The organism is Nocardioides bruguierae, from assembly GCF_023554635.1.
Taxonomy (GTDB): Bacteria; Actinomycetota; Actinomycetes; order Propionibacteriales; family Nocardioidaceae; genus Nocardioides; species Nocardioides bruguierae.
Genome location: NZ_JAMJPH010000025.1, coordinates 24,627 through 50,479, shown reverse-complemented (window position 1 = coordinate 50,479; position 25,853 = coordinate 24,627). Strand labels below are relative to the sequence as shown.

The 25,853-nt window shown below is 74.3% G+C and carries 18 protein-coding genes; 4 read left to right on the top strand and 14 right to left on the bottom strand.

Features of this window, described 5'->3' with window-relative positions; translation table 11 throughout:
* Positions 1-74: 74 nt before the first annotated feature.
* The 12 genes from M8316_RS13985 to M8316_RS13930 form a co-directional block, all read right to left on the bottom strand.
* A complete protein-coding gene (locus M8316_RS13985) occupies positions 75-1,196 on the bottom strand; it encodes a uroporphyrinogen decarboxylase/cobalamine-independent methonine synthase family protein (protein WP_250055504.1) in 1,122 nt (373 codons plus the stop codon).
* A complete protein-coding gene (gene mnmA, locus M8316_RS13980; RefSeq protein ID WP_250055503.1) occupies positions 1,193-2,368 on the bottom strand; it encodes a tRNA 2-thiouridine(34) synthase MnmA in 1,176 nt (391 codons plus the stop codon). The genes M8316_RS13985 and mnmA overlap by 4 nt, the downstream gene beginning before the upstream one ends.
* 3 nt (positions 2,369-2,371) lie before the next feature.
* A complete protein-coding gene (locus M8316_RS13975; protein ID WP_250055501.1) occupies positions 2,372-3,652 on the bottom strand; it encodes a cysteine desulfurase family protein in 1,281 nt (426 codons plus the stop codon).
* Positions 3,653-3,747: 95 nt separating this feature from the next.
* Complete coding sequence (locus M8316_RS21170) at positions 3,748-4,812, bottom strand: endonuclease/exonuclease/phosphatase family protein (RefSeq protein ID WP_250055499.1); 1,065 nt, start codon at positions 4,810-4,812, stop codon at positions 3,748-3,750.
* 109 nt (positions 4,813-4,921) lie between these two features.
* Positions 4,922-6,043 carry a glutamate 5-kinase gene (gene proB, locus M8316_RS13965; RefSeq protein ID WP_250055497.1) on the bottom strand — a complete coding sequence of 374 codons (1,122 nt, stop codon included), beginning with the start codon at positions 6,041-6,043 and terminating at the stop codon, positions 4,922-4,924.
* A complete protein-coding gene (gene obgE / locus M8316_RS13960; protein WP_250055495.1) occupies positions 6,040-7,626 on the bottom strand; it encodes a GTPase ObgE in 1,587 nt (528 codons plus the stop codon). Before obgE ends, proB begins: the two co-directional genes overlap by 4 nt.
* Positions 7,627-7,786: 160 nt before the next feature.
* Entirely contained in the window at positions 7,787-8,041 is a 255-nt protein-coding gene (gene rpmA / locus M8316_RS13955) for a 50S ribosomal protein L27 (protein WP_250055493.1), read from the bottom strand.
* A gap of 66 nt (positions 8,042-8,107) precedes the next feature.
* Complete coding sequence (gene rplU, locus M8316_RS13950; RefSeq protein WP_250055491.1) at positions 8,108-8,410, bottom strand: 50S ribosomal protein L21; 303 nt, start codon at positions 8,408-8,410, stop codon at positions 8,108-8,110.
* A 412-nt stretch (positions 8,411-8,822) separates the two neighbouring features.
* The gene (locus M8316_RS13945; protein ID WP_250055489.1) at positions 8,823-12,341 is read right to left on the bottom strand and encodes an Rne/Rng family ribonuclease; all 3,519 of its coding nucleotides are present in this window, start codon (positions 12,339-12,341) and stop codon (positions 8,823-8,825) included.
* A gap of 384 nt (positions 12,342-12,725) precedes the next feature.
* A complete protein-coding gene (locus M8316_RS13940; protein ID WP_250055487.1) occupies positions 12,726-13,451 on the bottom strand; it encodes a TIGR03936 family radical SAM-associated protein in 726 nt (241 codons plus the stop codon).
* Positions 13,444-14,643 (bottom strand): winged helix DNA-binding domain-containing protein, encoded by a 1,200-nt coding sequence (locus tag M8316_RS13935; protein ID WP_250055486.1) that lies wholly within the window; start codon positions 14,641-14,643, stop codon positions 13,444-13,446. Before M8316_RS13935 ends, M8316_RS13940 begins: the two co-directional genes overlap by 8 nt.
* A gap of 164 nt (positions 14,644-14,807) precedes the next feature.
* Entirely contained in the window at positions 14,808-16,577 is a 1,770-nt protein-coding gene (locus M8316_RS13930) for a S8 family peptidase (protein WP_250055484.1), read from the bottom strand.
* A gap of 272 nt (positions 16,578-16,849) precedes the next feature.
* Here M8316_RS13930 and M8316_RS13925 point away from each other — a divergent pair, with 272 nt between their 5' ends.
* The gene (locus M8316_RS13925) at positions 16,850-17,317 is read left to right on the top strand and encodes a hypothetical protein (protein ID WP_250055483.1); all 468 of its coding nucleotides are present in this window, start codon (positions 16,850-16,852) and stop codon (positions 17,315-17,317) included.
* Positions 17,317-17,784 carry an NUDIX hydrolase gene (locus M8316_RS13920; protein WP_250055482.1) on the top strand — a complete coding sequence of 156 codons (468 nt, stop codon included), beginning with the start codon at positions 17,317-17,319 and terminating at the stop codon, positions 17,782-17,784. The genes M8316_RS13925 and M8316_RS13920 overlap by 1 nt, the downstream gene beginning before the upstream one ends.
* 80 nt (positions 17,785-17,864) lie before the next feature.
* On the opposite strand, the gene M8316_RS13915 is transcribed toward M8316_RS13920, so the two are convergent.
* On the bottom strand, positions 17,865-19,853 hold the full coding sequence (locus M8316_RS13915; protein WP_250055481.1) for a TIGR03960 family B12-binding radical SAM protein: 1,989 nt from the start codon (positions 19,851-19,853) through the stop codon (positions 17,865-17,867).
* A gap of 108 nt (positions 19,854-19,961) precedes the next feature.
* A complete protein-coding gene (locus tag M8316_RS13910; protein WP_250055480.1) occupies positions 19,962-21,596 on the bottom strand; it encodes an MDR family MFS transporter in 1,635 nt (544 codons plus the stop codon).
* Between the two features lie 100 nt (positions 21,597-21,696).
* On the opposite strand from M8316_RS13910, the gene M8316_RS13905 reads away from it, so the two are divergent.
* Entirely contained in the window at positions 21,697-22,821 is a 1,125-nt protein-coding gene (locus M8316_RS13905) for a calcium:cation antiporter (RefSeq protein ID WP_250055479.1), read from the top strand.
* A 157-nt stretch (positions 22,822-22,978) separates the two neighbouring features.
* Positions 22,979-25,825 (top strand): FAD/NAD(P)-binding protein, encoded by a 2,847-nt coding sequence (locus M8316_RS13900; protein ID WP_250055478.1) that lies wholly within the window; start codon positions 22,979-22,981, stop codon positions 25,823-25,825.
* Positions 25,826-25,853 lie beyond the last annotated feature (28 nt).

The window sequence follows — 25,853 nt, the reverse complement described above, 5'->3', positions numbered from 1 at the left end:
TGAGGGACACTGCGTCCGCTCCGTATGACGTCCCGCGCCTCGCGGCGTTGACGGAGGGCCGGCCGGGGTGGCCCTCAGCCGAGGTGGGCGAGGTCGTGCGCCACCGAGGCGGAGAGCTGCATCGCCCGGCGCGACCACGCCGGGGAGGCGCCGGCCAGGCCGCAGCCGGGCGAGACGCCCAGCCGACCGCTGCCGGGCTCCAGGCCGAGCATGTCGAGCCAACGCTCGACCCGCTGGACCAGGCGCGCGTCCGAGGGCCACGGGTCCGGGTCCGTGCTGGGCACGATGCCCAGCACGACCGCGTCGCCGGCCTCCAGCGCCTCGGCGAGCAGGTCGTGGTCGGCGGTGGTGAGCATCGCCGCGTCCACGAGCAGGCCGCGGACGCCGGCTCCCCGCACGAGTGCCCAGTCGACGCCGCGCGCGCAGGAGTGCACCCAGGGCTCCGCCCCGGCGGCGGACACCGCGGCGGTGACGGTCTCGAGCAGCGCGGAGACCTCGGGCCGGTCGATGCGGCGGTAGCGCTGGTAGCCCGAGGCGGTCGGCACCTGGGCGTTCATGACCGCGGGCAGGGACGGCTCGTCGAGCTGCACCACGATGCCGGCGGCGTCCGGGAGCCGGCGACGCAGGTCCGCCACGTGCTCGCCGACCGCCTCGGCCAGGGCGCCGCCGAGGTCGCGGCGCGCTCCGTGGTCGGAGAGCACCTTCTCCCCGCGCGGCAGCTCCACCGTCGCGGCGAGCGTCCACGGGCCCACCAGCTGCGTCTTGACCACTCCGGAGAAGCCCTGGCCGAGCTCCTCCACGGCGTCGAGGTCCTGGGCGAGCAGGCTGCGCGCGCGCCGCTGGTCGAGGCCGGGGGCTCCGTCCGTGCCGGTGAGCCGCCAGCCGGCAGGCTGGAGGTCGGCGTCGACGGCGCGGACGGCACCGAGCGTCCGGCCGATCATCCGGGCGTAGGCGCTGCGGCCGGGCAGCTCGGGGAGCGGTGCCAGGGAGCCCTCGCCCAGGGTGCCGAGCACCGCCTTCACGGCCTCCCGGTAGGCCACCGCGTCCTCGGCGGCGCTCGACCCGCCACCGGCGCCACCGCCGGGCAGGGAGCCGACCGCGGTGCCGAAGGGTGCCCCGGCCAGGAGGTCGGGTGCGACGCCGGCGGCGTCGGGTGCGTCCTCCCAGTCGTCGCTGCCGGGCAGGATCAGGCTCATGCGGGGGCTCCGGCACGCTCGCGGGTGGCGACGCGTCGGGTCGCGGTGATGGTCGCCGAGCCGACGACGCGGCTGCCGGCGTAGACCACCACGGCCTGGCCCGGCGCGATGCCGGAGGCGTGCTCGAGCAGCTCCACGTCCACCCGGTGCTCGTCGGTGGGGGCCGCGGGGTCGCCGGAGACGACCACGCGGGCGCGGTGCTCGGCGCCGTGCGCGCGCAGCTGCACGGTGACGTCCTCGCCCTCCAGCACGGCGGGCCCGGCCGGGGTCGGCGCGAGCGGCACGTCGCACCAGCGGGGCCGGTCGGCCTCGAGCCCGTCGACGGCGAGCCCCTCGCGGGGCCCGACCCGGACGGTGCCGGAGACCGGCTCGATGTCGAGCACGTACCGGGGCTTGCCGTCGGGCGCCGGGCGGCCGATCCTCAGGCCCTTGCGCTGGCCGATCGTGTAGGCGTACGTGCCCTCGTGGCGGCCGAGCTCCTCGCCGGTGGCGTCGTCCACGATCGCACCCCCGTCGTTGGGTGCCCGGTCGCCGAGCTTCTCGCGCAGCCAGCCTGCGTTGTCACCGTCGGCGACGAAGCAGATGTCGTGGCTGTCGGGCTTGTCGGCCACCAGCAGGCCCCGGGCCGCGGCCTCGGCACGCACCTGCGACTTGGGCGTGTCCCCCAGCGGGAACAGCGAGTGCCGCAGCTGGGACTGGTCGAGCACCCCCAGCACGTAGGACTGGTCCTTGCCGGCGTCCACCGAGCGGTGCATCTCGACCAGGCCCGCGGGGCTCTCGGTGAGCACGGCGTAGTGGCCGGTGGCCACCGCGTCGAAGCCGAGAGCCAGGGCCCGGTCGAGCACCGCGGCGAACTTGATCTTCTCGTTGCACCGCAGGCACGGGTTCGGCGTGAGGCCGGCCGCGTAGGAGTCCATGAAGTCCTCGACGACCTCGGCGTGGAACTCCTCGGAGAGGTCCCAGACGTAGAAGGGGATGCCGATGACGTCGGCGGCCCGGCGGGCGTCGTTGCTGTCCTCGATGGTGCAGCAGCCGCGCGCGCCCGAGCGGTAGGACGCCGGGTTGCGGGAGAGCGCCAGGTGGATGCCGGTCACGTCGTGACCGGCCTCGGCGGCGCGGGCGGCGGCGACGGCGGAGTCGACTCCCCCGCTCATGGCGGCGAGGACGCGCACGGCTCAGCCCGCCCGTCGGTCGGACGGGCGGCCGGCCGGGTCCTGGGTCGAGCCCTGGGTCGAGCCCTGGGCCGGGGCGCCGCGGCGCAGCGTGCCGCGCCCCGAGGCCAGGCGGGCACGCTCCACGGCGGGGCCGATCGCGTCGACGGCGGCGTCGACGTCCGCCTCGGTGGTGCCGCGGCCCAGGCTGAAGCGCAGCGAGCTCTTGGCCTCGGCCTCGTCGCGGCCCATCGCGAGCAGCACGTGCGAGGGCTGCGGCACGCCGGCCGAGCACGCCGACCCGGTGGAGCACTCGACCCCCGCAGCGTCCAGCAGCATCAGCAGCGAGTCGCCCTGGCAGCCGGGGAAGGACACGTGGACGATGCCGGGCAGCCGCCCCGCCGCGTCCGGGGTGGCCGACAGGGCCGGGCCGTTGAGCACCGCGTCGGGGACGGCGGCCCGCAGCCCCGCCACCAGGCGCGTGCTGAGCCCGAGCAACCGGGCCGCGGTGGTCTCCCGCTCGGCGACGGCTTGCTCCAGGGCGGCGGCGAACGCGGCCACCAGCGGCGTGGGCAGCGTGCCGGAGCGCACGTCGCGCTCCTGGCCGCCGCCGTGCACCAGCGGGGTCAGCGCGAGGTCGCGGCGGGCGACGAGGGCACCGACGCCGATGGGCCCGCCGACCTTGTGCGCGCTCACCGTGACGGCGTCCAGGCCGCTGGCCGCGAAGTCCACCGGCTGGGTCGAGAGCGCCTGGACGGCGTCGCTGTGCACCGGCACGCCGTGCTCGGCGCACAGCGCCGCGGCCTCGGCGACCGGCTGGAGGGTGCCGACCTCGTTGTTGGCCCACATGAGGCTGAGCAGCGAGACCCCGCCCCGGCCCAGCTCGGCCCGCAGCGCCTCGAGGTCGAGGCGACCGTCGTGGTCGACCCGCAGGAGCCCGAGGTCCGCCTCGCCGGTGGCCGCGAGGTGCTCGGCGGGGTCCAGCACGGCGTGGTGCTCGACCGAGGAGACCAGCAGCCGCCGTCGCGACGGGTCGGCGCTGCGGCGGGCGGCCTGCCCGCCCTTGAGCGCCAGGTTGTCCGCCTCCGTGCCGCCGGAGGTCAGCACCACCTCGCTGGGGAGGCAGCCGAGGGCGGCGGCGATCCGCTCGCGGGACTCCTCCACCACCCTGCGGGCGCGACGCCCGGAGGCGTGCAGCGAGGACGCGTTGCCCACCTGGGCGAGCTCCTCGGTCATGGCCTCGAGCGCGACCGGCGAGAGCGGCGTGGTCGCGGCGTGATCGAGGTAGACGGATGGGCGTGACATCGGTTCCCCAGCCTACGTCCGTCCCCGACCCCGGATCTAACTCAGGTCGCCACCGACCCTGTTCTCGTGCCTGTTCCCGGAGCCGTTCCCCGGGCTCAGCCCGCGAGGCCCAGGTCGGCGACCAGCGCCAGGTGGTCGGTGCCCGCGAGCAGGTGGGTCCGGGTGGACGAGGCGGTCAGGCCCGGCCCCACGAGCACGTGGTCGATGCTGACGAGCGGGAAGGGCAGCCCGGCGAAGAGCCCGTTGGCCGGCCAGGTCGGCTGCCAGCCGCTGCCGGCCTCCTCGGCGGCGTCGCGCAGGCCCGCGGAGAGCAGCCGGCGCAGCTGCACGTGGTCGAGGGTGGCGTTGAAGTCGCCCACGACCAGGTCGGGGGCCTCCTCGCGGACGGCGGCGCGCAGGACCGCGGCGTCGGCGCGGAAGGAGTCGGGGTCGGCCGGAGCCGCCGGGTGCACCGCCAGCAGCCGCACCGAGTCGCCCGCGTCCCCGCCGGCACCGCCCGGCTCGTCGGGCACGTCGACGTCCACCGCCCACGACTCCATGATCGTGCCCACCCGCGTCGGCTCGCCCAGGGGGAAGCGGGACAGGACGACGGTGCCGGCCGTGCTGCCCTCCTCGGCTGCGGTGCCGACGCGGTACGGGTACTCCCCCGCGGCGCCCGCGGCGTCGAGCCCGGCCACCAGGCCCACGGTCGCCTCGGGCAGCACCACCAGGTCGGCGGCCTCCTCGTCGGCCACGCTCATCAGCGCGTCGGGGTCCGCCTGGCCCATGAGGGCGTTCGCGCTGAGCACCACCAGGTGCCGCTCGGCGTCGGCGGCCCGGTCGGGCGGGCCGACCACCAGCGGCAGCAGCCACGACCCGTGCACGAGGACGCCGACGGCGGCCACGAGGGCCACCAGCAGCCGGTGCACCGCACGGCGACGCGCCCACCAGGCACCAGCGGCGAGCACCAGCACGAACAGGTAGGCGACGAACGCGAACGGCGTGAACGCCACGGCCCGGACGGCCAGGTCGCCCTCGGCGTCGCTGAGGCGCAGCCAGGTGAGGAGCAGGGCCGGGACGAGCAGCGCGAGCAGCACGGTCCACAGCACGACGCGGCCGACCCGGACGAGCACGCCGGGGCCGGGCTGCGGGGGCGCGGGGGCCCGCTTCGTGAGCGGCACGCAGCGAACCTAGCCGGTCCGCGGTCGTCGGTCGCGGGACGCGGCCGGGTGTGAGGACCGCGACGGTCCGCGGGCCAGGGCCAGGCCCGGGTCAGGGTCAGGATCAGGGTCAGAGCAGGACGAGCGCGTCGCGGTGGACGACCTCGCGCTCCCGGCGCTTCTCCGGGGCGGTCCGGGCCAGCAGGCCGGGGATCTCGTCGGCGTCGTAGTTGACCAGCCCGCGCGCGACCACCTCGCCGTCGGGGCCGACCAGGTCGACGGGGTCGCCGGCGTGGAAGTCGCCGTGCGCGCCGGTGACGCCCGCGGCCAGCAGCGAGGCACCGCGCTCGGTGACCGCACGGACCGCGCCGGCGTCCAGCACGATGCTGCCCCGCCCCTCGGTGGCGTGCTGCAGCCACAGCAGACGGCGCTTGCGCTTGCGGCCGGTGGCGTGGAAGAGGGTGCCGACGTGGTCGCCCGCCAGGGCGGCGCCGGCGTTGCCGGCCGAGGTCAGCACGACCGGCACGCCCGCGCCGGTGGCGATCGAGGCCGCCTCGACCTTGGTCTCCATCCCGCCGGTGCCGACGCCGGCGGCACCGGTCTTGCCGATCGCGACGTCGGCGAGGTCGTCGAGGCCGTGCACCTCGGAGAGGAGGCGGGCGCCGGGGGTGCGCGGGTCGGCGTCGTAGAGGCCGTCCACGTCGGAGAGCAGGACGAGGAGGTCGGCCCGGACGAGGTGGGCGACCAGGGCCGCGAGGCGGTCGTTGTCGCCGAACCGGATCTCGGTGGTGGCCACGGTGTCGTTCTCGTTCACGATCGGCAGCACGTCCATGCCCAGCAGCGCCGAGACCGTCTGGGCGGCGTTGCGGTAGTGCGCGCGACGGGTGACGTCGTCGACGGTGAGCAGCACCTGGCCCGCGGTGATGCCGTGGTGGCGCAGCGCGGTCGTGTAGTGGTGCACCAGCAGGCCCTGGCCGACGCTGGCGGCCGCCTGCTGCTCGGCGAGCAGGGTGGGCCGGCGCCTCATGCCCAGCGGGGCCAGGCCGGCGGCGATCGCGCCCGAGGAGACGAGCACGACCTCGGTGCCGCGGGCCCGGGTGGCCGCCAGGACGTCGACCAGCGACTGGAGTCGCTGGGGGTCGATCCCGCCCTCCGCCGTCGTCAGCGAGGAGGAGCCGACCTTGACGACGACCCGGCGGGCGCCGGTGACGACGGGCCGCAGGTCCGCGGCCTCGAACGGTGCTCCGCTCACTCCTCGCCGCCGCGGTCGGGGGCGTGGTCGGGGTCGTCCTCGGAGCCGATCTCGTAGGACATCGGGCCGTCGGCGCCGCCGCGCTTGGGCTCGGGCGCATCCAGCTTGCCGGCGCGGCGGGCGTCGTCGAGTCGACGGGCCACGTCGGCGCGCGCCTCGTTCTCCTCCTTGGTCTCCATCGCCTCCAGGATGTCGCGGCGGCGCTGGGCGGCGGGACGGTCGGAGTTGAAGCGCTGGTCCTCGCCGCGGCGACCGAGCATCTCGGCGCCGGCCTCGATGCTGGGGCGGAAGTCGAAGACGACCGCGTTCTCCTCGGCACCGATGATGACCGCGTCGCCCTCCTCGGCGCCGGCCTTCGCGAGCGCAAGCTCGACGCCGAGCCGGTTGAGCCGGTCGGCGAGGAAGCCGACGGCCTCGTCGTTGGAGAAGTCGGTCTGGCGCACCCAGCGCTCGGGCTTGTGGCCGCGCACGCGCCAGCCGTCGGGGGTCGCGGTGACGGTGAACTCCGCGCCGGGCGCCGAGCCGAGACCGGTCGGGCGCAGCACGATCCGCTGCGGGGCCGCCGGCTCCGCCGTCGTCCGCGTGGCCGAGACGATCCGCGCCATGGCGAAGGTGAGCTCGCGCAGGCCCTCGGTGGAGGCCGCGGAGACGGGGTACACGTCGAGGCCGCGGGCCCGCAGGTCCTCGATGGTGATGTCGGAGATGTCGCGGCCGTCGGGCACGTCCACCTTGTTGAGGGCGACGATGCGCGGGCGGTCCTCGAGGCCGCCGTACCGGGTCAGCTCGTTCTCGATGACGTCGAGGTCGTCGACGGGGTTGCGGCCCGGCTCGATCGAGGCGGTGTCGATGACGTGCACGATGGCGGCGCAGCGCTCGACGTGACGCAGGAAGTCGTGGCCGAGGCCGCGGCCGTCGGCGGCGCCCTCGATCAGTCCGGGCACGTCGGCCACGGTGAAGGTGGTCTCCCCCGCGGTGACCACGCCGAGGTTGGGGCGCAAGGTGGTGAACGGGTAGTTCGCGATCTTCGGCCGGGCCCGCGACATGGCGGCGATGAGGCTGGACTTGCCGGCGCTCGGGAAGCCGACCAGGCCGATGTCGGCGACGATCTTGAGCTCGAGCACCAGCTCGCGCTCGTCGCCCGGCTCGCCCAGCAGGGCGAAGCCGGGGGCCTTGCGCTTGGTGGAGGCCAGCGCCGCGTTGCCCAGGCCGCCGCGACCGCCCTCGGCCACGACGACCTCGGTGCCCACGCCCACGAGGTCGGCCATCACGTTGCCCTCGGTGTCGGCCACGACGGTCCCGTCGGGGACGCTGAGCACCAGGTCGGCGCCGTGCGCGCCGTTCTTGTGGTCGCCGGCGCCCTGGCCACCGTGCTCGGCCTTGCGGCGCGGGCTGTTGTGGTAGTCGACGAGGGTGGTGACGTCCGGGTCGACGCGCAGGATCACGGAGCCACCGGGGCCGCCGTTGCCGCCGTCGGGTCCACCGAGGGGCTTGAACTTCTCGCGGTGGACGGAGGCGACCCCGTTACCGCCGCGGCCCGCGGAGACGTGCAGTCGCACGCGGTCGACGAAGCTGGGGACGGCCATGGGTGATCTCTCCTGGTGCTGGGGGCGCCGGGCGGGTGCCCGTGCGGGTGCTGCTGGCGCTGAGCGGTGATCCGCCGCAACGGTGTCTCAACGCGCGAAGGGCGCCCCGTGACGGGACGCCCTTCGAGGTGAAGCCTGATGTCTCAGACGACGAGTGACGTCACTCGCCCGGGACGATGTTGATGACGCGGCGGCCGCGGCGGGTGCCGAACTGGACGGCGCCGGCCTCGAGGGCGAACAGCGTGTCGTCGTTGCCACGACCCACGTTGGTGCCCGGGTGGAAGTGCGTGCCGCGCTGGCGGACGATGATCTCGCCGGCGTTGACCAGCTGGCCGCCGAAGCGCTTGACGCCGAGGCGCTGGGCGTTCGAGTCGCGGCCGTTCTTGGTGGAAGCCGCACCCTTCTTGTGTGCCATGTCGAATCCTTACGCGTTGGACGGTGCGGGCGAGCCGCGCCGAGGGCTGTACCTGACCCGTGGAGGTCAGATCGAGATGTCGGTGACCTTCACCTGGGTGTACTTCTGGCGGTGACCCTGGCGCTTCTTGTAGCCGGTCTTGTTCTTGTACTTCTGGATGACGATCTTCGGGCCCTTGGCGGCGCCGACGACCTCCACGGTCACGGCGGCCTTGTCCAGGCCGGCCGAGGTGACGGTCTCGCCGTCGACGGCCAGCAGGACGGGCAGGGTCAGCGTCTCGCCGACCGGGGTGGCGACCTTGTCGATCTCGATGACGTCGCCCACGGCAACCTTCTGCTGGGTGGCGCCAGCGCGCACGATCGCGTACACCGCGGTCTCCTTCGTCGAACTCGTCTTGCGTCTGTCTGGGGGTTCTCCGCACACCGCGAACGTGGCCGAGACGGTTCGCACCGTTCGAGTCCACCGACGTCGCTCCACGCCTGTGCAGGCGGACGACGTGACGGGTCGTGCAGGGAATGAGGGCACGTATCGACGCACCGAAGGTTCATCGTACGCACCGGGTGCAGCGGGAGCAAAACGCCCGGGAAGGGGCCCGCGGACGGGGCCACGGCGTGCTCTCGCAGCGCTCCCAGGATGGACCCTGCGGGCGCCCACGAGCCAGTCGGCGGCCCGGTGGCGACCCGGTGGCGACCCGGTGGCGACCAGGTGAGCGCCCTCCGGACGCCGTCGGGGCGGCCCCGCTGCTGCGGGACCGCCCCGACGGGCGTGCTCGGGCTGCTGCTCAGCCCTCGGTGGCCTCGGTCGGCGTCGCCGCGGGCCGGGCGGCGCGCTGGCCGCGGGTCCGGGTGACCACCTTGGGCGCCGGCGTGCTCGGCGTCGCGGGCGTCTCCGGCGCGGGGGTGGAGGACGCCGACGGCACCGTGATGGTCGCCGCCGTGCCCGTGGTCACCGTGCCGGTGCGGGTCGAGCGCCGCGTCCGGGTGCGCGTCGTGGTGGTCACCGTCGGCGCTGCGGGCGCCGCAGGCTCCTCGGCCGCCGGGGCGGCGGGCTCCGGGGCGGGCTCCGGGGCGGGCTCCGGGGTCTCCTCTGCCTGGGGCTCGGCGGGCACCTCGCCCGGCGACACCTCGGGAGTGGTCTCCGCCGCCTGCGGCTCGGGGGCCTCCTCGACGACCGGGGCCTCGTCGACCGGGGCCTCCGCTGATGCCTCCGTCGCCTCGTCGGCCGGCTTGTCCTCGTGCCGGGCCATCGCGGCGAACTCGGCCGGCGACGGGCCGCGCCGCTCGTCCTTGGCCTCGTTCTTCTCGGCCTGCTCGGACTCGTGGCCCTCGGACTTGTCGCCGCCGCGACCACGGCGGTTGCGGCGCGACCGGCGGGGCTCGCCGTCCTCGCCGTTGCCGTCGTGCTTGTGGTCGCCCTTGCCGCCACCGTTGCCGCCACCGTTGCCGCCACCGTTGTTGTTGGCGCCGCCGCCGTTGCCGCCGCCACCGTTGCCGCGGCCGCCGCCCTTGGGCTCGACGGGCAGGTCGTGGGTGACGACGCCGCGGCCCTGGCAGTGGTCGCAGTTCTCGCTGAACGCCTCGAGCAGCCCGGTGCCGATGCGCTTGCGCGTCATCTGCACCAGGCCGAGGGAGGTCACCTCGGCGACCTGGTGGCGGGTCCGGTCGCGGCCGAGGCACTCCACCATGCGGCGCAGCACCAGGTCGCGGTTGGACTCCAGGACCATGTCGATGAAGTCGACGACGATGATGCCGCCGATGTCACGCAGCCGGAGCTGGCGGATGATCTCCTCCGCCGCCTCCAGGTTGTTCTTGGTGACCGTCTCCTCGAGGTTGCCGCCGGAGCCGGTGAACTTGCCGGTGTTGACGTCGATGACGGTCATGGCCTCGGTGCGGTCGATGACCAGGGAGCCACCGGAGGGCAACCAGACCTTGCGGTCCAGGCCCTTGGCGATCTGCTCGTCGACGCGGTGGACGCCGAAGACGTCCTTGCCGACGTGCTTGCCCTCGGTGGCCGGCTCGAACCTGTGCAGCCGCTCCGCCAGGTCGGGCGCGACGTGCTCGACGTACTCCGAGACGGTGCTCCAAGCGTCCTCGCCCTGCACCACGAGCTGGGAGAAGTCCTCGGTGAACAGGTCGCGGACGACCTTGAGGGTCAGGTCCGGCTCGCCGTAGAGCAGCTGCGGGGCGGAGCCCTTGGTCTTCTTCTCGATGTCCTCCCAGCGGGCCTTGAGCCGCTCGACGTCGCGGGTCAGCTCCTCCTCGCTGGCGCCCTCGGCGGCCGTGCGGACGATGACGCCGGCGGTGTCGGGGACGATCTCCTTCAGCAGCGCCTTGAGGCGGGCCCGCTCGGTGTCGGGCAGCTTACGGGAGATGCCGGAGGTCGTGCCGTCCGGCACGTAGACCAGGAAGCGGCCGGGCAGGCTGACCTGGCTGGTGAGGCGGGCGCCCTTGTGGCCGATCGGGTCCTTGGTGACCTGCACCAGCACCGACTGGCCCGAGGAGAGCACCGACTCGATCTTGCGGGGCGTGCCCTCCTTGTGGCCCAGCGCCGACCAGTTGACCTCGCCGGCGTAGAGCACCGCGTTGCGGCCCTTGCCGATGTCGATGAACGCGGCCTCCATGGAGGGCAGCACGTTCTGGACGCGGCCGAGGTAGACGTTGCCGATGAGCGAGGTCTGGGACTCGCGGGCGACGTAGTGCTCGACGAGCACCTTGTCCTCGAGGACCGCGATCTGGGTGAGGTCCTCGCGCTCGCGCACCACCATGACGCGGTCGACCGACTCCCGGCGGGCCAGGAACTCGGCCTCGGAGACGATCGGGGCGCGACGACGGCCGGCCTCGCGGCCCTCGCGGCGGCGCTGCTTCTTCGCCTCGAGGCGGGTCGAGCCCGACAGCGAGGTGATCTGGTCCTCCGGCGAGCGCGACTGCCGCACCTTGGTGACGGTGTTCTCCGGGTCGTCGCCACCGTCGCCACCGGAGTCGCCCGAGCGGCGACGACGACGGCGACGACGCGAGGACGAGCTGGAGCCCTCGGACTTCTCGTCCTTGGCCTCCCCGTCCTTCTCGCCCTGGTCGTCCTTGGCGCCCTGGTCGTCGGCGTCCTCGTCCTGGGCGTCGGCCTTCGGGTCCTTGCCTGCGGAGGCGTCGTCCTGCTTCTCGGACGTGGTCTCGTCGCCGTCCTCGCCCGAGCGGCCGCCCCCGCGGCGGCGGCGGCGACCACCCCGACGGCGACGGCGACGGCCGGAGCCGGAGCCCTCGCCGCGGTCCTCGGAGTCGTCGTCGCTCGTGTCGTCGTCACCGGTCTCGGCGTCGGTCTGGGCGTCGGTCTGGGCGTCGGTCTGGTCGTCGGTGGAGGCGGCATCCTGCTCGGGCGCGGCGGTGGTCTCGGTAGCCTCGGCCTGCGCGGCGGCCTCCTCGTCCTCCTCGTCCGTCTCCTCGGCGGCCGCGGCTGCCGGGTCGGGCGCCTGGAAGAGCAGGGCCGTGCCGGCATCGGCGGCCTTCTTCGCGGGGCGCTTGCGCGTGGTCTTCTTCGCGGCCGGCGCCTCGGCAGGCTCGCTCGCAGCCTCGTCGGTCGCGGCCGGCTCGGCAGCGGGCGCTGCGGCGGCGACCTTCTTGGTGGTCCGCTTGCGCGGCGCCTTCTTCACTGCCGGAGCGGGAGCGCTCTCGGCGGAATCGCCGGACTCGGCGCCGGTCTCGGGCGCGGACTCGACGGCCTCCACCGCAGCGGCGGCCTCGGCGGTCGGCGCGGCGGCGGCCTTCTTCGTCGTCCGCTTGCGCGTGGTCTTCTTCGCGGCCGGGGCCTCGGCAGCGGGCTCGGCAGCGGGCTCGGCCGCGGGCTCGGCTGCGGCGACCTTCTTGGTGGTCCGCTTGCGCGGCGCCTTCTTGACCGCCGGCGCGGGGGCGCTCTCGGTGGACTCGGTACCGGCCTCGGGCGCGGACTCGACGGCCTCCACCGCAGCGGCGGCCTCGGCGGTCGGCGCGGCGGCGGCCTTCTTCGTCGTCCGCTTGCGCGTGGTCTTCTTCGCGGCCGGCGCGGCCTCGGCGGCGGGCTCCTCGAAGAGGCCCGGCTCGGCGGACGCGGCGGGCGCCGCGGCCTTCTTGGTGGTCCGCTTGCGGGTCGCCTTCTTCGCGGCCGGCGCGGCCTCGGCGGCGGGCGCGTCGGCGGCGGGCTCGGACGCGGCGGGCGCGGCGGCCTTCTTGGTGGTCCGCTTGCGCGTGGTCTTCTTCGCCGGGGTGGCGGCGGAGGCCTCGGGGGAGGTCTCGGTGGTCGGCTGCGCGCCGACCTCGTTCTCGTCGGGCATGTGCTGCTCCTCGGCCCGGGCCGCGGCTACGCGTCGGGCGTGTCGTCCGACGCCGCGCGACGCGCGGGCCGGAAAGTCTGTCGGTGGCGGCGACTCCTCCGCAGGGTGCGCGTCACCGAAGGACGCTCGTCACCTGCCGCGGTCGCTGGGCCCCACCTGGGGGAGGTCGCCTGCTCGCTGTCACCGAGCCGACGGGCCGCGTCGCGGTCTGGCGACGACCGGCTCTCGGAGTGCCGAGCCTCGTGGCTCGGCGAGAACGTCGTCGGGTCGCCGACCGAGGGCGAGCCGTCGGGCGGGACGCTCCGGGTGTGCTGGGCGCCGTCGTCGGGTTCGACCGGTGGTCGAGGACCATGGTGAGTATCGCACAGGGGTGAGCGGAGGGGGTCAACCCTCGCTGGTCAGCGGGTCGCCGACGGCGTCGTCGACGAGCGGGCCCTGGGCGAGCCGCGTGAACAGCGGCGCGCCGCCGGCGTCCAGACCACTGACCTGCGCCAGGCCGCGGAGCACGTCGTCGGGGCGGATCGCGGGCACTCCGTGGCGCAGCAGGAGGTCGAGACGGACGGCGCCGGCCCGGTCGCTGTCCACCACCTCGAGGTGGACGACGGCGGCGCGGCAGTCCATCTGACGCAGGCCCTTCTTCGTCATCCGCTCCACCGTCACCTCGGCGGCGGCCAGGAACGCCGCGACCGCGGCCTCCAGCTCCGGGCGGCCGGCGCCCACGGGCGTGAGGTCGAGGGCCCAGCGGCTGGCCTCGAGCCGGTCGGCGAGCGACCCGCCGGGCGAGACGACGACCTCGAGCACGTCGAGCCCGGGCGGGAGCGCCTCGTCCAGGAGGGCGTGGATCGCGGCGGGGTCGACGACCTCCTTGAGCGCGATCTCCAGGTACTCGGCCTCGCTGGCCGAGCCGGTGGGGGCGGCGCCGGCGTAGGAGATGCGCGGGTGCGGGTTGAACCCGGAGGAGTAGGCCATGGGCACCCGGGCGCGGAAGACCGCGCGCTCGAAGGCGCGGGAGAAGTCGCGGTGGCTGGTGAAGCGCAGGCGTCCACGCTTGGCGTAGCGGACGCGCAGCCGCTGGACCGGCGGGGCTTGCTGCTCGGGCTGCTCAGGCACGGAGGGGAGGGTACGGCAGGTCCCCGGCCTCGGCCGTCATCGTCGGCGCCCGGTAGATCGGGCTGACCCGCTCCCCCGACAGCCAGGCGGTGAGGCGGGCGGCCTCCTCGCGCAGGGCTGCCCGGGCCTCGGCCGGGAGCGGCTCGAGCGGGCGCACCTGGACGACGCCGTCGGCGTCCTGCACCCAGCAGCCCACCACGCGGCCCGCCCACCAGGCCGTGGTGCCGGCGTTGCCGTTGCGGTCGAAGAGGGCGGGGCCGTGCTCGCCGAGGTACCAGTCCCGCTGCTTCCACCCCATGACCGTGGGGTCGAGGACGGGCAGCAGGGCCGCCCAGGGCTGCACCTCGGGCGTGGGACCGGTGTCGTCGGGCAGCACCCAGCCGACCTCGCCGGAGTCCAGGTCGACCGGGACGGCACCGACCTCGTCCAGGGCTGCGCGCACGATCGTCTTGGTCGCCCCCAGCCACCACACCACGTCGGTCTCCGTGCCCGGCCCGAACCGCGCCAGCCAGCGCCGGACCAGCTCGGCGTACCCGTCGGCCGACGCGAGGGGCTCGGGCGTGGGGCCCAACCAGTGCTGCCGGGTCTGCCAGCGTGGTCGGAAGAGCCGCCAGTGCTGGGTGTTGGGCCCGCGGACGATGGACGCCTCGGCACCCAGCACGGTCAGCACCCGGCCGGGCGAGACCTGCGAGCTGGGCAGGTCGGCGCGGACGTCGATCTCGGGAGCGGCCGCCTTGAGCTCGAGCGCGGTGAGACCGTCCGGGGCCGCGTCCAGCGCGGCCAGCACCGCCCGCTCGGCGGAGGCCAGCCAGGCGTCGCCGTCCGTGGTGATGCCGCCGCGCACGACGTCCCTGGCCAGCTTGGCCCGCTCGTTGGCGCCCGTGCGCGCGGCGGCGGAGCCCCAGGCGACCGGCAGCAGGTCCCGGGGGAAGACGAAGAGGGTGCGGCGCATCGCGAGCTGGCGGACGAGGGTGCGGCGCTCCACCAGGGCGGCCTCGACCTCCTCGCGGGTCAGGTCGTCGACCCGGGCGTGGAGCGAGAGCGGCACGGTGGGCGGCTCGGTGGCGTGCAGGCAGACGACCCGCTCGGTGGCCTCCTCGACGGACGCGGCCCGCGCACCGGGCACGAGGCCGTGCCGCACGAGACGACGCCGTCGTTCGTCGTCGTCCAGTCCTGGCCTGCTCGTGGGCATGGCGGCAGCCTGCCACCCGACACCGACAGTCGACACCGACAGCCGACACCGACAGCGGCCGACGCACGACGAGGCCCGGCCTCCCCCGCAGCGTGTGCAGGAGGGGCCGGGCCGGTGTCCCGGCCGGCGGACGCGGATCGGGCCCGCGCCGCCGGTCAGGAGGCTCAGCCGACGGTGAGCGAGGTGTCGTCGATGACGAAGCTGGTGGCCAGCGAGGAGTCCTCGACGCCGGTGAAGCTGATCGTGACCGTCTTGCCGGTGAACGAGGACATGTTGAGCGTCTTCGTCACGTAGCCGGAGGTCTCGTTCAGGTTGGAGTAGGTCGCCAGCGTGGTGCTGCCGGCCTTCACCGTGAGCTTGTCGTAGGCGGTGCTCGTGGTGGTCTCCGAGGAGGAGACGTAGAGCTTGAACGACAGGCTGGCGCTGCTGCCGGACGGGATGGTGACCGTCTGGCTCAGGGTGTCGGTGTGGCTGCTGCCGTAGCCGTTCAGCCACGCCTTGTAGGAGCCGGTCGCGGCCGGGGCCGAGGTGCTGGAGGTGATGACGCCCGAGGAGGCGGTCCAGGACACGTTGCCGGACTCGAAGCCGGGGTTGAGCAGCAGGTTCGAGCCGCTCGGCGGGTCGACCGGGTCGGTGCCGCCGCCGGTGCCGTCGAAGTCGGTGGAGAGCAGCAGGTTCGGGGAGCCGTTGACGCCCGAGATCTTGTTCGGGGTCGCGGCGCCGAGGAGCGCGTTGGTCACGGTGCTCGGGGAGGCCGAGGTGTGGTCCTCCAGGTAGAGCGCGGCCACGCCGGCGACGTGCGGGGTCGCCATCGAGGTGCCCGAGATCGTGTTCGTGGCCGTGTTCGAGGTGTACCAGGCCGAGGTGATGGAGGAGCCCGGCGCCAGGATGTCGACGCAGGAGCCGTAGTTGGAGTAGCTGGCCAGCGAGTCGCTGCTGGTGGTCGCACCGACGGTGATCGCCGAGGAGACGCGGGCGGGCGAGCCGTTGCAGGCGTTCGTGGACTCGTTGCCGGCGGCGACCGCGTAGGTGACGCCGTCGGAGATGGAGGCGGCCACCGCGTTGTCGAGCGTGGTGGAGACGCCACCACCGAGGCTCATGTTGGCGACGGCCGGGCCGGAGGTGTGGTTCGAGGTCACCCAGTCGACGCCGGCGATGACGCCGGAGGTGGTGCCGGAGCCGTTGCAGTCGAGCACGCGGACCGGGACGATCGTGACGCCCTTGGCCACGCCGTAGGTCGAGCCGCCGACGGTGCCTGCCACGTGCGTGCCGTGGCCGTTGCAGTCGGTGGTGCCGTTGCCGTCGCTGATCGCGGTGTAGCCCGAGACCGTGCGGCCCGAGAACTCGCTGTGCGAGGACCGGACGCCCGTGTCGATGATGTAGGCCTTCACGCCGGCGCCGGTGGCGTCGTAGGTGTAGGTGCCGTCCAGCGGCAGGCTGTCCTGGTCGATGCGGTCCAGGCCCCAGGTGGCGCCGGACTGGGTCGCGTCGATGGAGAGCTCCCGGTCGGCCTCGACGTAGGCGACGTTCGGGTTGTTGCGCATGCGGGTCAGCGCCTCGCCGGTCAGGGTGGCCGAGAAGCCGTCGGCGACCGTGCGGAAGGTGTCGCTGACCTCGGCGCCGCGGGCCACGGCCTGGCCACGGGTCGCGCGCAGCTGCTTGGTGGTGGCGCCGTCCTTGAGGACGACGATGTAGTCGCCGTCGATGACACCGGAGCGGTTCGCGCCGACCAGGGGCGCCTTGTCGCTGCGCTCGGCGGTGGCGGGGGTGCGCTGGCCCGACTTCTGGCCGTCGGCCTTGTCCGTGCCCGCGTCGGCGGCCTGGGCGGTGCCCAGTCCGCTGAGGGCGGCCACGGAGGTGGTGAGCAGGGCGGCGGTGGCTGCCGTGCCGAGGGCGCGACGCCGGCGTGTGGCGCGCGTGGTGCGGTCCGTCATGAGATGTGTGCTCCCGAGAAGTGGTCCGCGCCCGACGGGGTGCCGGGCGGTCGGCACCGCGGCCCGAGCCGCGGTGCGTGACGGAGAACCTAGGACGGGGCCGTGCACGGCGGGAGGGGGTGAGCGGTGCACCTTTTCGCAGCGCGAGAAACTGCAACTCTTCCCTCCGTGGATGCCGCCGACCGCAGACCCTCCGGCCCTCGGCGTCGACGCCCGACGAACATCGCCCAGCTCCCTTGTCAAGCGGCGCCTGCACGTGGCACCGTCCGCCCATGGGCTACCTGGTGACCACGCGCGGACGGCTGCGGCTGCCGGCCACGCAGGAGAACGACGCGTTCCACGCCGCGGTGCAGGCGATGACCGGGCGCGACGGCTGGTTCCACCCCGACGACGAGCCCGCCACCTCGTTGGCCGACCTGGCGACCTACGCCGCCGCCTCGCTCGAGCGTGAGGGCGACCTGCTGGTGCTGGCCACCGACGAGGACGGCGACCCGAAGTGGTCGGCCCAGGCGACCGCCTTCTACGTCGCCCTCGCCCCGTTCGTGGCCGACGGAGTGGTCACGTTCACCGGCGAGGACGAGGAGACCTGGACCTACACCTACACGGCCGACGGCCTGACCCAGAGCGGCGTCAACGGGTGGGACGGGGCGGCCGAGCCCTTCGGCGAGCCGGCGCCGGACGAGCAGCCCGCCCCCGCCCCCGCGCCGCGAGCGCGACGGCGCTGGTTCGGACGCGGCTGATGGCGGTCGACCGCTCGCGCATCAGGGTCAAGGCGTTCGCGGTGCTCCTGCACCCCGACGGCACCCGGCACGCGGTGTCGCGGATGTCGACCACCGAGCACCCGACGCTCCACCGGCCGCTCGGCGGCTCCGTCGAGCTCGGAGAGCCGGCGCTGGACGCGGCCGTGCGCGAGATCCGCGAGGAGCTGGACGCCACGCTCGTCGAGCCGCGGCTGCTCGGCGTCCTCGAGAACGTCTTCACCATCGACGGCGAGCTCGGCCACGAGGTCGTCTTCGTGCACCTCGGCCACCTGGCGGAGGCCGACGCCGTGCCCGACGAGGGCCGACCGTTCACCGACGGCGACGTGCCGGGCTGGGTCGAGTGGCGGCCGATCGCCGGAGACCCGGAGGTCCCGCTGTTCCCGACCGGGCTGCAGGAGATGCTCGAGGAGCACCTGGCGCGAGGCCGGGCTGCTCGAGGGACGTGACACGTGCGGACGGCGAACCGGGCGGTTCAGGCGTCCGCACGTGTCACGATCCCTGGCGAGCGAGCGGGGATGGTCCGGCGTCAGACGACGCTGAGCGGGAGCAGCTTCTGACCCGTGGGGCCGACCTGGATCTCGGTGCCCATCTCGGGGCACACGCCGCAGTCGTAGCAGGGCGTCCAGCGGCAGTCCTCGATCTCGACGTCGGCCGACCCGTCGGCGACGGCGAGCGCGTCCTCCCAGTCGCCCCAGAGCCAGTCCTTGTCGAGGCCGGAGTCCAGGTGGTCCCAGGGCAGGACCTCGTCGTAGTCCCGCTCGCGGGTCGTGTACCACTCCAGGTCGGTGCCGGTGCCGGCCAGCGCCTGCTGCGAGGCCTCGACCCAGCGGTCGTAGGAGAAGTGCTCGCTCCAGCCGTCGAAGCGGCCGCCGTCGCGCCAGACCTGCTCGATGATGGCGCCGACGCGGCGGTCGCCGCGCGAGAGCAGGCCCTCGACCATGCCGGGCTTGCCGTCGTGGTAGCGGAAGCCGATGGCGCGGCCGAACTTCTTGTCGCTGCGGACCTCGTCGCGCAGCTTCTTCAGCCGCTCGTCGGTGGTCTCGTGGTCGAGCTGCGCGGCCCACTGGAACGGGGTGTGCGGCTTGGGCACGAAGCCGCCGATGGAGACCGTGCAGCGCACGTCGTTGCGCCCGGAGACCTCGCGGCCCTTGGCGATGACCTTCTTGGCCAGCTCCGCGATCTGCAGGACGTCCTCGTCGGTCTCGGTCGGCAGGCCGCACATGAAGTAGAGCTTCACCTGGCGCCAGCCGTGCCCGTAGGCGGTCGAGACCGTCCGGATCAGGTCCTCCTCGGTGACCATCTTGTTGATCACCTTGCGCATCCGCTCGGAGCCGCCCTCGGGCGCGAACGTGAGGCCGGAGCGGCGTCCGTTGCGCGAGAACTCGTTGGCCAGCGTGATGTTGAAGGCGTCCACGCGCGTGGAGGGCAGCGAGAGCGAGACGTTCTGGCCCTCGTAGCGGTCGGCCAGGCCGGAGGCGACGTCGCCGATCTCGGTGTGGTCGGCCGAGGACAGCGAGAGCAGCCCGACCTCCTCGAAGCCGGTCTGCCGGATGCCGTTCTCGACCATGTTGCCGATGGTCTCGATCGAGCGCTCGCGCACGGGGCGGGTGATCATGCCGGCCTGGCAGAAGCGGCAGCCGCGGGTGCACCCGCGGAAGATCTCCACGCTGAAACGCTCGTGCACGGTCTCGGCCAGCGGCACGAGCGGCTTGGCCGGGTACGGCCAGGCGTCGAGGTCCATGAGCGTGTGCTTCTTGACCCGGAACGGGATGCCCGGCTTGTTCGGGACGACGGCCTCGATCGTGGCGTCCGCGGCGTAGGTGACGTCGTAGAGCTGGGGGACGTAGATGTTGCCCGTGACCGCCATGCGGCGCAGCAGCTCGTCGCGGCCGCCCGGGCGGCCCTCGGTCTTCCACTCGCGCACGATCTCGGAGATCGCGAGCACGACCTCCTCGCCGTCGCCGAGCACGGCCGCGTCGATGAAGTCGGCGATCGGCTCGGGGTTGAACGCGGCGTGACCGCCGGCCAGCACGACCGGGTGGTCCTCGGTGCGGTCGACGGCGTGCAGCGGGATGCCGGCCAGGTCGAGCGCGTTGAGCATGTTCGTGTAGCCGAGCTCGGTGGAGAACGAGAGGCCGAGCACGTCGAAGTCGCGGACCGGGCGGTGGCCGTCCACGGTGAACTGCGGGATCGCGTTGTCCCGCATCACCTTCTCCATGTCGGGCCACACCGCGTAGGTGCGCTCGGCGACGATCCAGTCCCGCTCGTTGAGGATCTCGTAGAGGATCTGCACGCCCTGGTTGGGCAGCCCGACCTCGTAGGCGTCGGGGTACATCAGCGCCCAGCGGACGGTCTCGCCACCCTCCTCGGACTGCGCGGCGCAGTCCCAGTCCTTCAGCGTCGCGTTGAGCTCGCCGCCCACGTACTGGATCGGCTTCGACACGCTCGGCAGCAGCGGCTCGAGCCGGGCGAAGACGGACTCGCCCCGAGCAGCGGTGACGGACGGCGCGGACATGGGCGCTCCCTCGTGGAGGTAGACAGCGGGTGGATCAGCGCTCAAGCGTACGCGCGTGAGCAGGTCCGGCCCACTTCCGCCAGGGCCGGTCGTCCGTGGTGCGCCGGGTCACTCCCCCGCCGGCGCCGTCCGCGCCCCTCGCTCCGCGGCCGCCGAGGTGGCGCGCAGCTCCACGCGGGGCATGAGCAGCAGCACCAGGAAGGCGATCACCGCCACGCCGGAGGCCACCAGGAACACCTGGTCCATGGACGTGGCGAAGCCGGCGCGGATGGGGTGGGCCAGCGCGTCCGGCAGGGTCGAGAGCACCGACGAGTCGTCCTGCACGGAGGCGACGACGCTCGGGTCGAACCCGCCGTTGGCCTCGGCCGCGGCCTGGAACTCGGGCGAGCTCGCCGCCGCGTCCAGCTCCGTCTCGATGTTGCCGCCCACCGTGGAGAAGAGGACGGAGAGGAAGACCGCGACACCCAGCGTGCCGCCGATCTGGCGGAAGAAGGTGGCGGACGAGGTGGCCACGCCGATCTCGCGCGGGGAGACCGCCGACTGCACCGCCAGGAGCAGCGGCTGCATGCAGTTGCCCAGCCCGAACCCGAGCACGAACATCGGGACCATCACCAGCCACAGCGCGGTGTCGGCGGTGGTGAAGGACAGGGCGAAGAGGCCGACCACGACGAGCGCGGAGCCCACGATCGGGAACGGCCGGACGTTGCCGGTGCGCGAGATCGCGATGCCCGAGCCCATCGCCGCGCTCATGATGCCGAGCACCATCGGCAGCATCAGGAAGCCCGACTCGGTCGGCGAGGCACCGTGGACGATCTGCATGTACAGCGGCAGCACCAGGATGCCGCCGAACATGGCGGCGCCGATGACGATGCTGGCCACGACGGTCACCGAGACCGCGCGCAGCCGCAGCAGGCGCAGCGGGAACAGCGCGGACTCCTTCATCACGCGCTCGACCAGGAAGAACGCGACCAGGCCGATGCCGCCGACCACGAAGCAGGCCAGCGAGCGGCCGGAGTCCCAGCCCCACTCACGGCCCTGCTCGGCCACGGTCAGCAGCGGCACCAGGCCGACGACGAGCGCCAGGGCGCCCCACCAGTCGATGCGGATCCTGTGGTCGGGGGCGTCGTGGTGGACGTGCAGGGTGCGGAAGACGACGAACAGCGCGATCGCGCCGATCGGCACGTTGACGAGGAAGACCCAGCGCCAGCCGGACATGCCCAGCAGCGTGTCCTGGCCGGCCAGGAAGCCGCCGATGACGGGCCCGAGCACCGAGGAGGTGCCGAAGACGGCCATGAAGTAGCCGGAGTACTTCGCGCGCTCACGGGGGCTGACGACGTCCCCGATGATCGCCAGCACGAGCGTGAACAGACCGCCCGCGCCCAGGCCCTGGATCGCGCGGTAGACCGCGAGGGAGTACATCGAGGTGGCCAGCGTGCACAGGGCCGAGCCGATGACGAAGATGCTGATCGCGAACATGAACAGCTTCTTGCGACCGTAGAGGTCCCCGAGCTTGCCGTAGATCGGCGTCGTGATCGTCATGGTGATCAGGTAGGCCGTGGTCGCCCACGCCTGGATCGAGAGACCGTTGAGGTCGTCCGCGATCGTGCGGATCGCCGTGGAGACGATCGTCTGGTCCAGGGCGCCCAGGAACATGCCGAGCATGAGCCCGGACATGATCGTGAGGATCTGGGCGTGGGTGTACTCGCCGGTGGGCTCGCTGGCCGGCTCTGCTGTCGTTGCCATCAGCAACGAGGGTAGGCCCTCCCGGTGACAGCGCGGTGCGAGACCGCCACCGCGATCGCCGCCGCGATCGCCGTTGCACCACCTCACTAGGTTTCATGCCATGACCGCCACGACGGCCCGCCCGGGTCGCCCCTCCTGGACCACCCTCGTCCCGCCCGTCGCCGTCCTCGTCCTCGTCGCCACGTGGACGCGGCACGAGAGCCCGTGGGTGCTGACGCTGATCGCGGTGCTCCTGGTCGGCGCGGTGCTGGCCGCCGTCCACCACGCGGAGGTCGTGGCGCACCGGGCGGGCGAGCCCTACGGCTCACTGGTGCTCGCGGTGGCGGTGACCATCATCGAGGTGGGTCTCATCGTGATGCTCATGGTCGGCGGTGGTGACGGAGCCTCCACCTACGCCCGCGACACCGTCTTCGCCGCGGTGATGATCACCCTCAACGGCATCGTCGGCCTCTCCCTGCTCGTCGGCGCGACGCGGCACGGGCTGGCCAGCTACAACGCCTCCGGCTCGGGCTCGGCGCTCACCACCGTCGTGGCGCTGGCCAGCGTGTGCCTGGTGCTGCCCGGCTTCACCGTCTCCGAGGCGGGTTATGAGTACTCCGCCTCGCAGCTCGCGTTCGCCGCGGTCGTCTCGCTCACGCTCTACGTCGCGTTCGTGCTCACGCAGACGGTGGGGCACCGCGACTTCTTCCTGCCGGTCTCCTCGGACGAGCTGGGCCGCATGACCGGTGTCCTCGACGAGGACGGCGACGGGCACGCCGACCCGCCCACGGCGCGCGCGGCCTGGGTGAGCGTCGGGCTGCTGGTCGCCGCGCTGGTCGCGGTGGTGGGCCTGGCCAAGCTCCTCTCCCCCACGATCGAGGACGTCGTGGCGGCCGCGGGCTTCCCGGCCCCCGTCGTCGGCGTGGTGATCGCGCTGCTGGTGCTGGCGCCGGAGTCGATCGCCGCCGTCCGCCACGCGGCGCGCGACCGCGTGCAGATCAGCCTGAACCTGGCCTACGGCTCGGCGATGGCCTCGATCGGCCTGACCATCCCGGCGATCGCCGTGGCCTCGATCTGGCTCGACGGCCCGCTCGAGCTGGGCCTGGGCCCCACCCAGATCGTGCTGCTGACGATCTCCGTGGTGGTCTCGGTGCTCACCGTCGTGCCCGGCCGCGCCAAGGCGCTCCAGGGCCTCGTGCACCTGGTGCTGCTGGCGACGTTCGTGTTCCTCTCGGCGCAGCCGTAGGCCCACCTCCAGGCGCCTCCGAGAACCTCGAGGCACCTCCACGCACCACCGAGGACGCCCCGGCGCGACGCGCCGGGGCGTCCTTGTCGCTTGGCGGCGACGACCCGCGTCGCTAATGTCGAGTAATCCGATAGACATTAGAGAGAAAGAGGGACCGATGAGCCCCACCCCCCGTCCTCGGCCGAGCTCCGGTGCCGCGCCCCGCGTGGTCGTCGTCGGCGCCGGCGCTGCCGGCAGCCTGACCGCCCTGCACCTCGCCCGTGCCGCGCGTGCCCGCGCCACCGCGCTCGAGGTCGAGCTGCTCGACCCCGCACCTCGCTGGGCACGCGGCGTCGCGTTCGGCACCGACGACGAGGAGCACCTGCTCAACGTCCCGGCGGCCCAGATGAGCGTTCTCGGTGACGACCCCGGGCACTTCGTCGCCTGGCTCGAGCAGCACGGGCGCCCGTCCGAGGCCCAGCCGCACGCCTTCGTCCCCCGGCGGCGTTGGGCCGCCTACCTGGACGCCTGCCTGAGCGCGGAGGCCGGCACCGCGGCCGAGACCGTCCGGGTCCGGCACCGGCACCTGCGCGCCACGGCCCTGACCCGCACGGACGCCGAGCCCGGGCGCGAGGGGCGGGCCTGGACCGTCCGCGCCGGCGCCGAGGACGTCGCGGCAGACGCCGTCGTCCTGGCCACCGGGGCCCCGGCGGACCAGGTGGACTGGGCTCCGGCCTCCCTGCGGGCCTCCCCGTTCCTCGTCGTCGATCCCTGGGCCCCGGGCGCGCTGGACGTCGTCCGCCGCGACCGCAGCGGCCCGGCCGACGTCCTGGTCGTGGGCTCGGGGCTCACGATGCTCGACGTCACCCTGACCGTGGTCGGGGACGGCGCCCGCCCGGACCGCCGCGTCCTCGCCACGTCCCGCCGTGGCCGGGTCCCGCACACCCACCGCCGGCGCCCCGCCCTGCCCGTCGTCCCCGACGTCAGCACCTGGGACGCCGACCTCGACGCGGTCCTCGCCGCGGCCACCGCCCACCTGCGGGGCGTGGAGGCCGACACGGGCGACTGGCGCCCTGGGGCGGACGGGCTCCGGCACCGCGTCACGGTGCTGTGGGACCGTCTCGGCGAGGAGGACCGACACCGGTTCCTCGACGAGCACCAGGGAGCCTGGAACGTCCTGCGCCACCGCGCCGCCCCGGTGCCCGGTGAGGTGCTGGAGGGGCTGCTGGCCACGGACCGGGTCGAGGTCCGCGCCGTCCGGGTCCAGGACGCCGAGCCGCTCCCGCACGGCGGCCTCCGCGTGCGCCTCGACGACGGGACCACGCACGACGTCGGTTGGGTGGTCAACGCCACCGGTGGCGGTGGCGACGTCCGCCGCTCGCCCGACGCCCTGCTGCGAGACCTGCTCCGCGACCGTGCCGGTCTCAGGCTCGCCGAGCCCGCCACCCGCGGCCTCGGCGTGCGCACGGTGGAGGGGCGCCTGCGCGACTCCGACGGCACCACCGACGCGCCGGTCTGGACGCTCGGCAGCCTGCGCCGGGGCGAGCTGCTGGAGTCGACGGCGATCCCCGAGATCCGGTCGCAGGCCCAGGCGCTGGCCGGCGCCGTCCTGGACGAGGTGGCACCGCTCCCCCGCCGCCTCGAGGACGGCCGCTGGGTCGGTGGGCACCATCCCGTCGCCCGGCCCCGCGACCTGCTCGGGCTCCCCCTCTCCACCACCGCCGAGGCGGCCGCCACCTACAACGCGGGGCTGGAGCGCGTCCTGCGGCTGCAGTCCGGTGGCGAGTCGCTCATCGCGGAGGCCGTGGCGCTGGACCCCGACCTCGCGGTCGGGCACGCGGCGCTCGCCCTCCTCGGCCACGAGGGCGGCGCCGAGGTGGACGTGTCCGCAGCCCTCGCGGCAGCCCGCTCCGCCCTGGCCCGACGCGGGGACGAGCGGGAGCGCTCGTTCGTCGCGGTCGTGGGCGCCCGGGTCGGGGACGCCTCCGCGGGCACCCGGGCGGGGGCGGCCGCCCTGACCCGGCACGTGTCCCTGCACCCCCGCGACGCCCTGGCCGTCTCGGCGGCCGTCCCGACGATCGCCTTCTCGGGCGTGACCGACCTGCAGCGGGAGGCCTGGGAGCTGGTCGAGGGCCTGGCCCCCGCCTACGGCGACCACTGGTGGTACCACTCCCTGCTCGCCTTCACCCGGCAGGACCAGGGCCGGCTCGAGGAGGCGGGGCTGCTCGCCGAGAGCGCGCTCGCCTGCGAGCCCGCGTCCGGCCACGCCGTCCACGCCCTCACCCACGTGTTCTACGAGACCGGCGAGCACGAGGCCGGCCTGGCCTGGCTGGACGGCTGGATCGGCCGCAGCGGGCGGGACGCCGACCACCGCGCGCACTTCTCCTGGCACGCGGCGCTGCACGAGCTGACGACGGGCGACCTGGAGGCCGTGCGTCGCCGCTACTGCCGCGAGCTGGCCCCGCCGACGACCACCGGGATGCGGCTGCTGGTCGACGCCGTCTCGCTGCTGTGGCGCTGGGAGCTGACCACCGCTGCCTGGCCGGGTTCGGAGGACCAGGCGCTGCCCTCGGTCGAGTCCGCCCTCGCTGAGGTCGACCCGGCGCTCCTCGCCCGTCCGGGGACGCCCTTCGGCGCCGTGCACGCGGCCGTGGCGCTGGCCGCTGCCGGGCGGCACGACCGGCTCGATCGGCTGCGACGCCGCTGCCGCGACGACGGCGACCCCGTGCTCAGCGGCGTCGTCGCCCCGCTGTGCGAGGCCCTCGCGCACCAGGGGGCTGGTCGGTACGGGCAAGCCGCCGACCTGCTGCTCGACCTGCTGCCCAGGCTCGTCCTCGTCGGCGGGTCCGCCGCCCAGCGCGAGGTCGTCGAGGAGGCTCTGCTGCTCTGCCTGGCCAGGTCGGGACGACCCGAGCGAGCCGCCACGCTGCTCGACCGGCGGCTCGACCGGCGCCCGTCCGCCCTCGACGTCCGCCGTCTGGCCTCGCTGCGCCGGGTGGCGCCGGCCCCGGCCCCCGGTCGCTGACCCGGACGTGCCGCCCGTCCGGCCCCGC

Bases quoted from the DNA above. Each gene is read 5' to 3' on its own strand.
- M8316_RS13985 (WP_250055504.1), bottom strand. From the start codon at position 1,196: ATGAGCCTGATCCTGCCCGGCAGCGACGACTGGGAGGACGCACCCGAC.
- M8316_RS13975 (WP_250055501.1), bottom strand. From the start codon at position 3,652: ATGTCACGCCCATCCGTCTACCTCGATCACGCCGCGACCACGCCGCTC.
- obgE (WP_250055495.1), bottom strand. From the start codon at position 7,626: ATGGCCGTCCCCAGCTTCGTCGACCGCGTGCGACTGCACGTCTCCGCG.
- rpmA (WP_250055493.1), bottom strand. From the start codon at position 8,041: ATGGCACACAAGAAGGGTGCGGCTTCCACCAAGAACGGCCGCGACTCG.
- M8316_RS13945 (WP_250055489.1), bottom strand. From the start codon at position 12,341: ATGCCCGACGAGAACGAGGTCGGCGCGCAGCCGACCACCGAGACCTCC.
- M8316_RS13935 (WP_250055486.1), bottom strand. From the start codon at position 14,643: ATGCCCACGAGCAGGCCAGGACTGGACGACGACGAACGACGGCGTCGT.
- M8316_RS13930 (WP_250055484.1), bottom strand. From the start codon at position 16,577: ATGACGGACCGCACCACGCGCGCCACACGCCGGCGTCGCGCCCTCGGC.
- M8316_RS13925 (WP_250055483.1), top strand. From the start codon at position 16,850: ATGGGCTACCTGGTGACCACGCGCGGACGGCTGCGGCTGCCGGCCACG.
- M8316_RS13920 (WP_250055482.1), top strand. From the start codon at position 17,317: ATGGCGGTCGACCGCTCGCGCATCAGGGTCAAGGCGTTCGCGGTGCTC.
- M8316_RS13915 (WP_250055481.1), bottom strand. From the start codon at position 19,853: ATGTCCGCGCCGTCCGTCACCGCTGCTCGGGGCGAGTCCGTCTTCGCC.
- M8316_RS13910 (WP_250055480.1), bottom strand. From the start codon at position 21,596: ATGGCAACGACAGCAGAGCCGGCCAGCGAGCCCACCGGCGAGTACACC.
- M8316_RS13905 (WP_250055479.1), top strand. From the start codon at position 21,697: ATGACCGCCACGACGGCCCGCCCGGGTCGCCCCTCCTGGACCACCCTC.
- M8316_RS13900 (WP_250055478.1), top strand. From the start codon at position 22,979: ATGAGCCCCACCCCCCGTCCTCGGCCGAGCTCCGGTGCCGCGCCCCGC.